Origin of the sequence: Mucilaginibacter sp. PPCGB 2223 (assembly GCF_001705515.1) — a bacterium.
Classification (GTDB): domain Bacteria; phylum Bacteroidota; class Bacteroidia; order Sphingobacteriales; family Sphingobacteriaceae; genus Mucilaginibacter.
Genome location: NZ_MDJS01000001.1, coordinates 393748 through 409441, shown reverse-complemented (window position 1 = coordinate 409441; position 15694 = coordinate 393748). Strand labels below are relative to the sequence as shown.

The 15694-nt window shown below is 46.8% G+C and carries 7 protein-coding genes; all 7 read right to left on the bottom strand.

All coding sequences use genetic code 11. From position 1 onward, the window contains the following. Window positions 1-10: 10 nt before the first annotated feature. Window positions 11-1042: a substrate-binding domain-containing protein gene (locus BEL04_RS01620; protein ID WP_065999476.1), complete on the bottom strand. Its 1032-nt coding sequence runs from the start codon at window positions 1040-1042 to the stop codon at window positions 11-13. A gap of 110 nt (window positions 1043-1152) precedes the next feature. Next, entirely contained in the window at window positions 1153-3675 is a 2523-nt protein-coding gene (gene galB, locus BEL04_RS01615) for a beta-galactosidase GalB (protein ID WP_254659506.1), read from the bottom strand. A 27-nt stretch (window positions 3676-3702) separates the two neighbouring features. Continuing rightward, a complete protein-coding gene (locus BEL04_RS01610; protein ID WP_065999473.1) occupies window positions 3703-4842 on the bottom strand; it encodes a glycosylase in 1140 nt (379 codons plus the stop codon). 25 nt (window positions 4843-4867) lie between these two features. Further along, window positions 4868-8362: a malectin domain-containing carbohydrate-binding protein gene (locus BEL04_RS01605; RefSeq protein ID WP_065999471.1), complete on the bottom strand. Its 3495-nt coding sequence runs from the start codon at window positions 8360-8362 to the stop codon at window positions 4868-4870. Window positions 8363-8408: 46 nt separating this feature from the next. Beyond that, entirely contained in the window at window positions 8409-11231 is a 2823-nt protein-coding gene (locus tag BEL04_RS01600; RefSeq protein WP_139112894.1) for a glycoside hydrolase N-terminal domain-containing protein, read from the bottom strand. A 4-nt stretch (window positions 11232-11235) separates the two neighbouring features. After that, on the bottom strand, window positions 11236-13983 hold the full coding sequence (locus BEL04_RS01595) for a hypothetical protein (protein WP_065999468.1): 2748 nt from the start codon (window positions 13981-13983) through the stop codon (window positions 11236-11238). 142 nt (window positions 13984-14125) lie between these two features. Continuing rightward, complete coding sequence (locus BEL04_RS01590; RefSeq protein WP_065999466.1) at window positions 14126-15694, bottom strand: sodium:solute symporter; 1569 nt, start codon at window positions 15692-15694, stop codon at window positions 14126-14128.

Here is a 15694-nt window from a genome sequence, read left to right as displayed (position 1 = left end):
TGGGATTAGATTATATTGACGATCGTTGTTTGATACGGCACTCCAAATGCATTTGTTCCATCTGCCCTTTCAGGATCATGGTAGCAGCCTGCCTGCCCATTTGTTCATAATCAACCGATATCGTGGTAATACCTTCCAGGATATATTTTTTAAGCGGTGTTTCATTGCACGATATGATACCTACATCTTTCCCAACCTTAAATTTAGTGGTTTTGATTTTTTCGATCAGCGTGATCAGGTCATCGTCAGCAAGGCAAACGTAAACCTCTCCCTGTTTAATTTCTGTAGTGCCAACATCTTTCAGCACAGCTCGCTCAAATGCATACTGCAGGCAAAATGCACCGAAATTCTTGACTATACCGGCACAATGATGATCATTCTGCGGCAAAACCAGTTTCATGGTGTGATACTTGCTCAACGGCTCAAGTAACTTTTCGAGCGATGAGTAAATGCCTTTTTTAAAGTCTTCATAAACTGCACCGTAATTACCCTTTAACCCGGCAACAGGTTTATCCAGCAGGATCAGCCTGTCTTTCGGCAGGGTATCAATCAATTCGTGCACGTGCTCTCCGCCTTCGGTAAATTGTGGTAAGATAACATAATGGGTATAACCCTCGCGCCTGGTATTGAACAGTTTTTTAAACAAGGCAAAATCTCCATTGTACACATAGAAATCGATGGTTACGGGCTCCTTTAAAACCTGCGTAAAGGCATCATAGAATACTTTTTTATTATTTCCCAGTTCGTTGATCAGCAAAAAAATCTTGTTTTGCCTTACCACGTTATTCGCAGTAATAAAATGGCCCTTACCGGGGATAGATGCCAGTATGCCCAGGTTTCGCAAGTATTTATAGCCTTTATCGGCCGTATCTCTTGATATTTCGAGATGATAGGTCAGTTCGTGCAGCGATGGCAGAATCCGGTCGCGGTTAATTTTCCCGGTCATTACCGCTTCGTGGATACAATTGGCAAGCTGCATATATTTCGGTGTCGACGAAAAGCCGTCAACGCTGATATGATCGAAGATGCTTTGTTGTTTCATAGATACGGGTAAATAAGTGCCGCAGGTTTATTGGGATAAAACTACTCGCAACAGGCACTGCTTTTGTGTATCAGGTTCTCCAACTATTGTACGATTTTAGCATTAATAACTTATTTGTTACAATCGATAAAAATTGTAACCGGTTGTAGCCCGGCTGAACTTGCCGTAACCATAACCTTACCCTTATAGTTTTTAGATTGTATGATGGCGAGGCATAAGCCATTAAATACTTTACACGATGAAGAGTTGAAAGGCTCCAGGCTGGTTTGCAAGCCGTTATCGACACCGGCTATAAAGCCCGGTCCGTTTACCTCGAACTGTATCTGGTTACCGGCATCGGGCACAAGGTTACCCTGCGCATCAGTGACCCGCACAGTAATATAGCTTAGGTCCGTTCCATCGGCTTTAAGTTTGGTTTTATCTGTTATGAGTTCAATTCTCGCCGGCTTACCTGCTGTATGTATCTCGCGGGTCAGTACCACCTTACCATTCAGCCGTGATACCGCTTTTAAAGCTCCCGCTTCATATCTTACCCGCCATTGCACATGCAGGTCGTCGACTTGCTTATGCCTCACTCCCAGTGATTTGCCGTTTAAAAACAGTTCCACCTCATCAGCCCGGCTATAATATGCCCAAACGTCGACCACCTTACCCGGCTGCCAGTTCCAATGCGGAAAGATATGCAGTACGGGCTTATTTGTCCATTCGCTTTGGTACATATAATAGATATCCTTAGGGAACCCGGCCAGATCGACAATGCCGAAATACGAACTGCGCGCCGGCCACGGATATGGTGTTGGCTCGCCCAGGTAATCAAAACCGGTCCAGATAAACATCCCCGAAAGGAAATTGTACTTTTTGATCACTTTCCAGGTTTCTTCGTGCGTTGAACCCCAATAGGCTGATATATTGTCATAAGCCGAAACTGTCAGATCTGCATTACCATCTTTCAGCGGATCCTTACCATTATGCGGCCAGCGGCGTATGCTGTCGCTGGGCATATCATAATGTCCGCGGGTTTCTAAAGCCGAAACCGTTTCGGTAGCGAGAAACTTCTGGCCGGGATAATTCTTCGGAAAATCAGGATACAACTCATGGTGATAATTAAAGCCTAACACATCCAAAGCGCCGCTCTGGTAAATAAAATTCTTTTTAGGATCGGTTTCCGTCAGAGCCGAAGTAACCGGCCGTGTCGGGTCATATTCTTTTACAATACCAGCCAATTCTTTAGCGATGCGTATGCCCGATGTATCAAACTGCTCCCGTATCTCGTTGCCGATGCTCCACATAAAAACCGATGCGTGGTTACGGTCGCGTTTGATCTGATCAATTAAATCCTGCTTATGCCATTTATCCCAATCCAAATGATAATCGTTTTGGGTCTTCTTTTTCTTCCACATATCAAATGCTTCATCCATCACTAAAAAACCCATTTTATCGCATAGGTCTAAAAGCTCGGGAGCAGGCGGATTGTGCGATGTACGGATGGCATTGCAGCCCATATCTTTTAATATTTTAAGCTGTCGCTCGATGGCATGTTTGTTAACTACCGCGCCTAAAGCCCCTGCATCATGGTGCAGGCAAACGCCGTTTATTTTCAGCGATCTGCCATTCAGAAAAAACCCCTTGTGCTCATCGAAATTGAAAAAGCGGATGCCGAAGCTGGTCGTTTCAGCATTCAAAACTTTATCACCATCCAACACCTGGCATACTGCTTTATATAGGTAAGGGTGCTTAACCGACCAGAGAATAGGTTTGAACACTTTTAATTCTTCCCGGAATGAGTATGCTTTAAACAAACCGACATAAGGTATAACTGATTTTACTGCGGCAACAGTTTTACCCGATTCGTTGTTTATTGTTATTTTCAGATGTAACTTTTTACCCAAACTGCCAAAGTTGACCTTGGTTACTATTCGAACAGTGGCATTTTGATCATTTATTGATGGTGTAGTTACAAAAGTATCCCATTGATCAAACCCATGAGGGTTTTCCTTTAATAACCAAACATTCCGGTATATCCCCGAACCCGAATACCAGCGCGAGTTAGGTTGCGCCGAGTTATCAACCTTTACGGCGACGACATTAGGCCTTGCACCAAAGTTAAGATAAGGCGTCAGATCATACCTGAACGAGATATACCCGTTCGGCCTGTTGCCCAGCAAATGTCCGTTGAGCCAAACTGTGCTATTACGGTATACGCCGTCAAAATCAATATAAATATTTTTGCCTTTATCCGTTGCCGGGATGGTAAACGTTTTGCGATACCAGCCAATACCTGTGGGCAAAGCGGCTTCGTTGGTTGTACCGGGTGCTTTTTCGTCAAATTTTCCTTCAATGCTCCAATCTTGCGGCAGATCCAGTTTTCTCCAGCGGCTGTCATCGTAAGCCTGGTGTTTTGCCAGGCTGTCATCGCCTAAATTAAATTTCCAGTTTTGGTTAAAGTTTTGAGATGGGGAATGCTGTGCGAAAGTAACGGAAGAGGTTAATAAGATCAGCAGGCAAGATATACCCATGAGCCGCGTTAGGGATAGCAGCGGATACCGGCCCGTGGCTAAAGCCTGTGCAGTATGAGCGGATAGCCCGGCCCACAGGGAAACGCCCAAAACTTTATAATCAGTGTTACTTTTCACTACCAACTCTTTTTATCATAAAAAATCCTACTGCCCTACCGACCGTGCTTTTTGCGGTGGCGGAGCAACAAAATGCACTTCGCTTTTACCCATATCTTTTGAGGTGGCTACCGCAATGCCTCTCTGATCGGCTTTGTTTACCGCGCAATAAAAGTGATAAACTACACCTTTATATTTAATGACGTACGACTTATGCGCGAATTGCCCGTCGAACACTTCGGATGATTTGATCAGATCGTCTCCGGTCCAATCCGTCCAGTGTACCAGGTCGTACGATGCCGCGAAACGATTAAACGCCCCACCACGTTTATTCCATGTCGGCCCGGAGGTCGACCAAAACGCACCGAAGTAAAACATCACCCAGGTATCTCCTATCTTCTCAATGTTCGGGTCGCCGGTAATGCCTGCGCCATGATTCAGCACCGGGTCTTTACCATAGCGCTTCCAATGCACCATGTCAGTTGATACGGCAAGGCCGATGCGTTCTGCCCCGCGTTTTTTGTTTACGCTGTCGCCGTTGGCGTTATAATACATTAAAAACGGGTAGCCGGTGGTTTTTGCTTTGTCCCAGATCACGGTTTCCTTATACAAAATATGATTATCCCACCAACTAACGGTACTATCGGCAGGCGTCAACACCGGGTGGCCAAGGCGCTGCCAATCATGCGGCACAGACGGATCTTTATCAGTATACGCCAGGCTAATAGCCAACGAGCCCTTTTCGTAACCACGCTCATGGCCGCCGAAATAGCTCATCCAGTATTTGCCGTCGTATTTTTGCAGCTCGTAGCTGCCGCCCCATCTGGTATCTTCCAAAGCAGCGTAGCCGGCCTTTTGGTTATTGTCCCAATCCGTCGTATCACTGAATGATAACACACGTCCCTGCGTTGCCCAATGCAGCAGGTCATCGCTTTTGGCCAGCCAGGTTTCATAACCGCGGCCGTTAAAGATAATATAGGTCATGTACCATTTCCGGGTTTTGCGGAACACCGTGGGGCAGTCCATTTTTTTGCTGTTATCGGTCGGCACCATTACCATACCGTATTTGAATGGCGTTTTTACTTCGTTGTAAATCTCCTGCATTTTGGCCTCAGATACTGTTTGTGCATGCGCCACTATTGCTGTCACCATCAGTAAAATCCCAAAAAACAACTTTGCTAATCTCATATCATTAGTTTTTTCATTTGCACATCTACTGTATTTCTATTCCCGAAATGCTTAGCCCTGTAGCTGCTTTAGCCGATATCTGAACCCGGTAATTACCGGCATTAATACTTGTACCCGTAGTGGTTTCAACAGTTTTCCATTTATCGGCAGTTGTTGGCGGGAACTCCATTATGCCCGATTTCATCACCGGGCCATCGGCTGCCAATACCTTCACGTTCGCGCTAAGAGTTTTGCCTGTCGTGTTTAAGTATTTTACACGAATGGTGTATACATCGGCCACACCAGGTGCAATTGCCCAGGCTATGCTACCTTCATCCGATTTAAAACTGATGGCTTTTTTACCTGCCGGCTCTGCAAGGGTGATCCCACCTGTCAGAATAGCTGTTTCCGGCTTATAAGATACCGTAGGTTTCAGATCGGTAGCGCGCTCCATGTAGGTTACCGGCAATACTGAGATGGTATACATGAGCGCGTTATCAGCATTTTTACCAAATATCACCGTAGCGTTTTTATTGAAGCGATGGTGATAAACATTAAAACGATGCCCGCCATCTGCGTCAGTTTCGATAAAGGTCTTGGTATCGTCGTAATTCTTTAACCAACCCGGTAATTGTTTTGCTTTTTCATCAATGGCAACATAAACCTCTGCGTCGGTAGCCACCGAGAAAGAAGCTCCTCCAGTTGCGCTTTGCGAAGTGCTTAACCATTCGGCACCGTACAGGTTTGGCGGCAGTTTACTGAATTGTGTACCGGCGCCGGCGTACTGTTGATTGCCGGTATCCATCCAGGTATTAAGTTTCCACTTGTCTTTGCCCTTCGATCTCAAATTTTGAACAAGGGTCGGCGCTGTAGTTACTGCCGGCATCCGGGTATTTTTTGTAGCGATGGCTATTGCCGAGATTACCGCCTGGCCGGAGGCCACCTGCGGAAAACTAATGGAGAGCCAGCCATTGGTAACGTGTACATACAAAACCTTTTTAACCGCAGTTGAAAAGCCTGCCTCTTTAAACAGATCGACGTTTTTTAACATGGTTTTCCCGTTGACAGCCACATCGAACACGCGCCAGCCGGTAGCATCGATGTTAGCGAGGCCGTACCAGGGTTCGGCAAAATAAAGCTCAACCCGGTATTCGCCATTGGGCAGCGGGAAATCATATTTCAGCTTATTCCTACCGTACCTGAATGTTTGAAACAATGGTTCATCGAGCGTACCCGCAACAGGATCAATTATCCGCCGCTGGCTCCCGAACATGGCCGGCATCCCCGCAAAATCGTCTGTCCACGAGGTTGAGCCCCAATGCTTTTTATCGGGTTGTTGAACATCCTGCATCCAGGTATTCCCCAAATGGTCGGTATAAGCAGGTCCTCCGCAATTTACCCGGTAAACATAATTCATCCCCTGTGCCGGTGCGAGAATATCTTGATCAATCCTGATATTTTTAAAATTGGGCGAAGCAGGTAAATGATGCAACATGATGTAATCCTCTGCTACTTTTTTACCGCTTACATACCCCACCGCGTAAAGCATATTGCATTTGATATCTACACCATCCCACTGAAAATGCGTACCCTTGCCCTGTTGCCGGCGTTTGCCTAACGATGCACCGTTAATATCATTAAATAGCTCCACCTCGTCGCAGTTCGAGTACACTATAATGCTATCTTTTTTGCCTGGCTTCAGCCACCTGTCGGGCCAGGTATGCGATACGATGTAAACCATCGGCTCCTTGTCCTTCGGTACATAATTAGCGCGATACAGGTAAAAAGCGTCGGTAGGTTCGCCCCATGGCGTTAGCAGCCCTTTATAATTTATTGGGCCAATCCTGTCCAATTCGCGATAACCTTCGCCTGCCTGTACCCTGCCAGGGTTATCGTGCGAGCTGAGCACCCATAAAAACTGGCCGGCGGACTTATCCTTTACCGATTCTGCCAGTCGTATCTTAGTCTCCAGTAATTGCTCTTCACGATTTTCACTTAAAGGCCCATCCTGCACAAACGCACCTTCAGTATGCATATCAATACTGCGCCATGCGCCGTACTCACCTATCAAAATCTGTTTCTGAATGTCGGCAGCATAAGTTTGCGGATCGCCGCCGTAAGTGCCTGTCCAGTTTTGCGGAACGTTCCAGTCGGTACCTTCGCCGCCGTTACAGGTGGTTATTTTACGTTGGGATGATGCCGTAGGGTCGAGCTTACGGATGATATCCGAGCATTCCCTGGCAAAATCGGCAGGCAGTTTACTTTCATTCTGTAAACCCCATAAAATGTTTGATGGATCGTTACGGCGTTCTTTCACCCAATCAATTAACAGCGTTTTAAAATTATCGCGAAAAGCGGGCGTATCATACCAGATATGCGCCGTAAACTGCGGCCACCATAGGACGCCCAGCTCATCCCAATACTTTTGATATAACAAATTATGCGGCTGATGCGCATCGCGGAAAGCATTAAAACCTGCCGCCTTTACCTGCATTACGCGAGCACGTACCTGTTCATCGGTAAAAGCGTGGCTTTGCCCCATATTGTGCTCGTACTCGCCTATGCCGTTGATAAATACAGGCTTTCCATTCAGTAAAAACTGTTTCTGATTATCTTTTCGCCCAACAGGCCAGCTTATCCGGCGTATACCGTAAGGCGTGGTTTCCCGGTCGATAACATTTTTATTTTCATCAAGCACCTCGGTAACCAGCCGATACAAATAAGGATCTTGCAGCGACCATAAATGCACATTTTTAAATCCTATACCATACTGTGTGGTAGTGCTTTCGCCCCGATTAAGCGTTAGATCAGTATACGCCTTCGCAACAATTTTTCCTTCTTTGTCGATCAGTTTATTGCTGATAGTAATGCTTGCTGCACTGTTTTTATAGTTTTTAACTTCAGTTTCGATATTCACTGTCGCAGAGCGTTCGCTTACTGTAGTATCGTTCCAGATGTGTACGCCAAAAGGCTGCACCCTTACGGCATTGGTAACGACCAGATGCACCGGCCTGAAAATACCTATAGGCTGCGAGCCTTCCGAAAAACCCACCTCATCCGACGAGCCACCGCAAACCCATGGCAGATCCTGAATATGGTCCGGATGATCGGCTCGAACAGCCAAAATGTTTTGCGCCTTGATAGCATCAGTAACATCCAAAGTAAATGTGGTACGGCCGCCAGCATGGTAACCAACCTGCTTACCATTTAGCCAAACCGTAGCGTATGAACCTACACCCTCGAAATACAGAGAATAGCGTTTACCGGGAATAATTTTGACTGCGAAACTTTTGCGATACCAGGCATAGCCATGCCTGTCGCCATGTTTTAAACGGCGGTAACCTTCGTATTCGTCCCAATTATGCGGTACGTCGACGCTTTTCCAATTGATTGTTTTAAAGTTCGGATTTTCAAAGCCGCCATATGCTTTGACATTGTTATCGTCTTCGGCGGTAAGCCAGTTTTTGTTGAGGGAGATATCCTGGCGGACACTTTGCGCAAATAATGGCTGAATAAGCAGCAACAGAATAGCTATTTGCATGAACAAATGCCAATATTTCGCTCGGTGTTGCTGGGTAAGTTGCATATCAAGTGCCGATGGCTTTTAATTCGCCGTTAAACTTATACGTTTTGCCTTTAACGGTTTTAAATTTAACAGCCTGCCCTGCATATTTCAACTCGCAATCACTGCCTGCTTTGGATATAACCTCCAGTCGTTGCAGTTTACCATTCTGCCATTTCATATTCAATACAAAGCCACTACGGGCACAAGTGCCTTTGATCTCGCCATTCGGCAAAGCCGATGGCAGGGCCGGAAACAGTTCAATATAACCTTGCTGGCTTTGAACCAGCATCTCTGCAATACCCGCCGCGCCGCCAAAATTGCCATCAATCTGGAAAGGCGGGTGTGCATCGAACAGGTTATGGTAAACGCCACTGCGCTCTTTGCCATTAGGATTGCTGTTTTCAGCCACGCTTAGTAACTTATTAACCAGCGCCATGGCATGATCAGCATGCTTAAAACGTGCCATCAGGTTGATCTTCCACGCTAAACTCCAACCGGTTGCGTCATCACCACGAAATTTAAATGACTGCTCGGCAGCATGCATCATCGCCGGCGAATCATCCCAGGTAATGTCCGTACCCGGATACACGCCCCACAGATGCGAAACATGGCGATGCGTATCTGCCGTATCATCCTTATCTTCCATCCACTCCTGCAGCTGTCCGTATTTGCCGATCATATTCGGCGCTATCTGCTTATACTTCTCTTCCAGTATTTTGCGGAATTCAGCATCAATTCGCAATGTTTTGCTTGCCGCGATGCAGTTCTTAAACAGATCGCGGATGATCTGCCTGTCCATCGCAGGTCCTGCAACCAAACCGCCATGTTCAGGCGAGTTTGACGGTGTGCTGATCAAATACCCTGTTTTGGGGTCTTTAACTAACGTACTCACAAAAAATTCCGCTGCGCCTTTCATTTCTGGGTAAGCATTTTTCAAAAACGCGATATCCCTTGTGAACAGGTAATGTTCGTACAAATTATGGCACAGCCACGCACCGCCACTTTGCCAGATACCGTGGTTGGATGCATTGATAGGCGCCGTACCAAGCCAGATATCGGTATTGTGATGCAGCACCCAACCCGGCGCATTATAATGTATTTTAGCCGTTGCCTTACCGGCGACAGATAGCTCGCCGATCATTTTATACAGCGGCTGGCCGCAATCTGCAAGGTTCAGTTCGTCCACCGGCCAGTAATTCATTTGCAGGTTAATGTTGGTAGTAAATTTGCTACCCCACGGCGGTGTCAGCTGATCGTTCCAGATGCCTTGCAGGTTAGCAGGCAGCGGGCTATCCGGCCGCGAGCACGAGATCATCAGGTAGCGCGCATATTGCATGTACAGCGCCAGTAAACCGGGATCAGTAGCTGCAGAATATTGTTTGATCCGCTCATCGGTCGGCAGGCTACTGCCCGCACCAAAATCAACCGAGAACTTATTGAAATACCTTTGATAATCTGCAATATGCGCAGCTTTTACCTGTGCGTAGGTTTTGCTTTTCAGCGACAATGTCGGTTTAATTAATGACTGCGAAATATTGCCCGAGGCATTTTTATAATTTCTAAACGAGGTACCCGCGGTTAAGTATAGTGTTACCTCATCAGCGGCAGCGATATGAATGCCTTTTCCACTTATACTGACTATACCTTTAACAGTTTTGGCATACAAGTAAGCCGCCGCATGTAAAACGCCATTATTAACTTTAAGCGTCATGCCCAGCGTATGGTCATCAATCTTAGTGATATGATTTTCTTTCTGGAATGTTTGCAGCAGCGCATCCAGGTTTATCTGTCCCGGTTTATCGGCCTTGATATGGATAACAATGGCCTTATCGGGCGCACTGGCAAAATACTCGCGGGTGAAGTGGACGCCATTTGCCGTATAGCTTGTAGTTGAGATGGCATTTTTAATATCTAATTCGCGGCGGTAAGCGGTAGCAGCTCCCTGCTCTTTAAAGTTAAGATACAGATCTCCGAATGGTTGATAATCGGCTTCATAAACAGGAGCAGCGGGTGGACTGGCATCCTCGATTTTATATTTCCATTCAGAGTTTAACACTATTGCATTTTTCGGGTCTTCGCCTTCCGGGTAAACCACATAAGGTTTTTGATCGGCTTTAGGCCCAACCAGTCCGCCCTTATCGTACGGGTTAATCACCTGTACGGCCACTTCGTTTTTGCCCTCTTTCAGTATGCTTGCCGCGATAGTGTATTTGCGGCCAAGGTTCATCGAATCCATCGATCCTACCTTTACGCCGTTGATGTAAGTAATATCCTTATCGCGTATCTTACCTAAATTAATCACCAGGTTTTTACCTTTCCACGCCGCAGGCAATTCAAAACTATTGCGGAACCAAACGGCACCGTCCACTCCCGTTAGGCCCGCAACTTCCCACCCGTTTACTGTTGGAATTTTCATTGTTTCCCAACGGCTATCATCCTCCAGGGCTAAACTTTTGTCGGCCATTACTTTATCGAGCCAGGCAGTAAAAGCAGCAGGATAAGTAGCTTCATGATCTTTCATCCCCATAAAATGCTTTTCTGCCAATTTCTCAGCCTCGGCCTGCTTGCCTTCAAACAATAATTTTCTGATCTGCGGTAAATAACTCGCTGCCCCGGCGCGTTGATAGATACGCGGGCCGCCGCTCCATAATGTCTCTTCGTTAAACTGGATATGATCGCTGTTTACGCCGCCATAGATCATTGCGCCAAGCCTGCCGTTACCGATGGGCAAAGCGTCCGTCCACTTTTCGGCGGGTTTGTTATACCACAATTTCAGGTTATCGCTTTGCGCGAAAACCGAACCGGCAAATAATATCCATAGTACGATCAGGCTATATTTCTTCATCTTTCTATTCAAATAAAGCATCTAAAAAACGGTTAACGCCGCCTTTGTTCATCGCGGCATCGTAAACCGGGATCGTCGAACTTCCATCAACAAAACCCAATACCAAACAGCGCCCTTTGGCCAAAGTAAACGTATGCGTACCCGCAGCGAAGGTATAAGCATGGATGTTTACCGGCGGCATGTCTTTAAACACGATAGCATTGGCTATTTTGATTTCGGCCTGGCCGTAGTCGTTCGCAGTGGCATCATTTTCTAAAGTTGGCTCAGGCGAGTACGCTTTTCCCTTTTCCTTAAAAAAGCCCACCAATAATTTCACTGGCTTATCTGTAGTAAATTTAAGTGTAGTACCTCCCGTTATTTGTTGCTTTTGCGATGAGCGCAAACCATTCATATTTTTCAATATACCATCGTAAACATTGGCTACCAGGTCGGTATCTGCATAAACCGAGCTTTTTGCGGCAAGTGTGTAATTACCGTCAACTTTCGATAACCAATTAACATTGACCGGAACAAGCGGTGCTGCACTTACTTTTTCAGGCTCACCCTGATGGCGTTTCAGCGAGTCGACATTCTTCTTAAAATGCGCCAATTCGGTTTCGTATTTGGGCAGCAGTTCGGCCCAGGTTTTATTTTTACCATCATTACCGCCAATGGGTATTTTACGCTGACTGGTTTGCATGCTGTTAGCATACAAATAAGTGTTTTTCGTATGTTCGGTGAGCTGTTTAAAATGATCAACGCTTTGCTGCAATAGTGGCACTGCTTTTTCCAGATCAGCCACATCTTTCGAGTTTTTGTAGCGCAGCACCAGTAAAGCCGCGCGAGCTTTTAACGCATAAAAATTGGCCAGGTCGTTATAGCAATACATATCGTTCTTTAACCTGCCGAACTCCGCTTTATCTTTTTTAATAAACGGTTCGGCTGCGTTAATGGCTTTAATGGCATCGGCGCCTTCCTGCACCACATCGCCTGCAACCCGCAAAGGCGTTTCGCCGATGTGCGGCTGGTGGTTCCATTCCTTATCGGCATATTCGCTCAACATCTCTCCTTCCGGCCCTTCCGAGTTATACAACAACGTAAACAAGCCATACCTTTCGGGATTAACCAGCTGGCTCATAAACATGCCCAGCGTTAAGGTCTGGCGGTTTCCATCGGTAATGCCATAACGACGCAGCAGTTTAGGCGCTATCTCGCCTGATTGCTTGTAGGCTTCCATAATATCCGCGCCGGCTTTTTCACCACAATCGTATTTATGACTTACCTGTCTGGCCCAGTATTGTCCTTCGGCAACGGTATCCCGGTGGGAGTTCCAGGCGTAGCGCGACCATTCCTTATACCATATCCAGTCCCTGTCGATTTGCAGCAGGCGCTTGCCATCGGCATTATCGGCACTGTACGGCCAGTCCCAGTACGATGCCTGCGGATACAAGTGCAGGCCGTTAGCCTCGTAAGTATTATGCATGGCTAATACACATTTCTGTATAAAATCGGCCGAACCATAGCGAAACGGCTCAAGATTAGCCATAATGTGGATATTTTCGATCTGCACACTACCCAAATGGCTCAACGTGCGATGCAGTTCGGCCCAGGGCCCATGTGGCGTATAAGTAGTTAAAGCTTCGCCGGTATATTTGGCTTCGGTGTACAGGTTTTTGTAAAGCGGTAAGGCAGCTTTCATATCGGCGGGAGCATCGGTATCGTGTGCGCGTAAAACAATCGGCGGCTCCTCGGTTTTACCCAAAGCTTTTAAACCGTCTTTTACACCCGGGATGATCGTTTTTGTGAACCAGTCGATATCATCCTGCCCGACACCCTCCATGGCCTCGCCCAGGCAAACCATTAAGCCCACATTGGGATATTTCTCAACAAAGGCAGCTATTGATTTACGGGTATAATCAGCTATGATCGGGATGATTGGCCTATTACGGTCCTGTGTCTTCATGTGGTTATGCTCGGCAAAAGGCTTGGATACGATAATGTTGTAAAACATCTGGATCACCCAGATGCCGCGCTTATCAGCTTCCTCGGTCAGAAACCTGAACATTTCCTCGTTCTTTTTGAAAGTTGCATCGTCCACCTCAACAGCGTACGGATAATCCTTCAATTTTACCAGCGACGCGAACGGATGACCGGCCCACAGGTACAGCGAATTCATCCGGTTCTCTACCATATTATCCAGATACTTTATCCATAAAGCTTTATCATAAAACCAGGGAAAAGTTTCGGGCGTATACGGGTACTCATAAACAGTACGGCCCGGTAGATAGGTCGACTTTTGCAAGCCAATGCAAGCGCCCCGCAATACCATTTCGGGGTGATCGAATCTGGAGATATTTTGCGGTTGCTTGCCGGTCACCTTGATCTCGTCGGCCAGTTCCATACAGCCGTACAGTGCGCCCGAATTATCCAGACCGCTTATGACGATGTTATTTTGTTTGGATGAATTGATGTTGAAAGCTTCTTTGGCTGCGGGTAATTTTTTCATCGGCAAATGCCAGGCGGCGATCGATTTCGTCACCAACTCGTCGCCGGTCAAACCAACTACAATTGCCCAGCCTGTGGGCACCGTGTTTTGGTGCAGGATAATGGCATTGTACCCCGCTTTGACATATGCTTCGCGCAAATGCTCGGCTCCAAACAATATACGTGGGTGGCATTTAACAGGTACTACAATATGCACGAGTTTTGTTGTGCCTGCGTGGGCGAGTGTAGTTATAAATACGAATAGTAATAATATTTTCAGATGTTTCATGGTACTACCCTTTAAATTAAAACGGTCCGCGTCAGCGATTGCAGCGGATACCGGCCCGTGGCTAAGGCCCGTGCAGTATGAGCGGAAAGCGCGGCCCGCAGGGAAACGCCCAACTCTTTGCTTTTCACAACACAACTTTACACTAAAACCTTTCTTTATTTATTGTCCTCCTCTTCTCCAGCCACCCGCTGAACAACAAATTCTTCGGCACGTTCGCTTTTGGGAAAAACAGGCTCGCCAGGTACCCTACGCCTATCACAATCAAATGGCTGTACACGCCGAGCATGTACTTATGCTGTTTAAAGCCGTACTTGCCCATATCGAGCAGCAGGTGTTTATCCTTACCCAAACCTATTTTGGTTGACGATAAAAACGCATAAGCCGTAAAGAGCACGCAAACAATCACGCCGATCAGTAAACCTTGTTTATTAGCCCGCGAACTGAACAGCCCCAACAGGAATATCCCGGCAATTCCGCCCGAAAATATCGCGTAAAGCGTAAACACAATACCCAAAACGCCTTCGTCGCCGGCCAGCAGGTACAAAGTGGCTATCAGCACTGCGCCAATACCGCCGAAAACAACGATCCAACGTCCGGCGCGCAGGTTTTGCAGATCGGTGCTTTTGGGTTTAAGTTTTTTGTAAAAATCCTCAACGCCTACGGCACCCAGGCAGTTCAGATCAGAACCTAAGCTGGATATCGCCGCCGAAATTAACGCCGCCAAAATTAAACCCACTACGCCCGGGGGCAGGTTCGTCATGATGAAGTACGGGAATACGGCATCGGGCCGCGTACCGGCAGGCAGCGGATTTTGCCTATAAAATACAAACAGCGCCGTACCAATGAACATAAACAATATCCAAAGCGGCACAGTTAAACCAACGCCCAATAAAGTTGCCCTGATTGCCGATTTATCGCTTTTAGCAGTTAAGTATCGCTGCACCATCGTTTGATCAGTACCATATTTCTGGATGGCATAAAACACGCCGTTAATGGCCATCACTATAAAAGTGAGCTTTTTAAAACTGATATCGTACGGACCAAAACCTGTTTTACCGTTTGCTTCCGCGATGTGCCATACTTCGGCCGGGCCACCTTTTAAAGCAAACAATAAGATCACAAAAGATACCACACCGCCTGCAATAAGCAGGAAGCCTTGTATCACATCTGCCCAGATCACGGCTTCTATCCCGCCTATCAGCGTAATGGCGATCACCACAAAACCTATCACCCAGATGATAGCAAAGGTATTGGCGCCTGTCATATTCGATAGAGCAAGCGCCAACAGGAAAAATACCGTGCCCATTTTTGAAAAGTGTGTGAGTACAAAGGCAATAGAGCTGTACATGCGTGCAAAAAGCCCGAAACGCTTCTCGAAGTATTCGTAGGTGCTGAGGCCTATCACATCGCGGTAAAGCGGTACGATGAACCATACCATAAACAGCAGCACCACCGGCACCATCAACCCTTGTACCAGCAATATCCAGTTAGATGAATAACCTTCGCCGGGATAAGCCAGAAAGGTAACGCTGCTCACCAGCGTAGCCATTAACGACATACCAATGGCCCACGAGGGCACTGATCCCTTGGAGATAAAATAATCCTGCGTAGAATGATTTTTTTTACGAAAACCCAGGCCAATACCCAATGATGTAGCCAGCGCGGCTGCTACAATGAGGTAATCAACCAGGTGTAAAGTTTGCTTCTGCAT

Excerpts from the sequence above, each read along its gene's own strand:
- BEL04_RS01620 (WP_065999476.1), bottom strand. The coding sequence starts at position 1,042 with ATGAAACAACAAAGCATCTTCGATCATATCAGCGTTGACGGCTTTTCG.
- BEL04_RS01610 (WP_065999473.1), bottom strand. The coding sequence starts at position 4,842 with ATGAGATTAGCAAAGTTGTTTTTTGGGATTTTACTGATGGTGACAGCA.
- BEL04_RS01605 (WP_065999471.1), bottom strand. The coding sequence starts at position 8,362 with ATGCAAATAGCTATTCTGTTGCTGCTTATTCAGCCATTATTTGCGCAA.
- BEL04_RS01600 (WP_139112894.1), bottom strand. The coding sequence starts at position 11,231 with ATGAAGAAATATAGCCTGATCGTACTATGGATATTATTTGCCGGTTCG.
- BEL04_RS01595 (WP_065999468.1), bottom strand. The coding sequence starts at position 13,983 with ATGAAACATCTGAAAATATTATTACTATTCGTATTTATAACTACACTC.
- BEL04_RS01590 (WP_065999466.1), bottom strand. The coding sequence starts at position 15,694 with ATGCAGAAGCAAACTTTACACCTGGTTGATTACCTCATTGTAGCAGCC.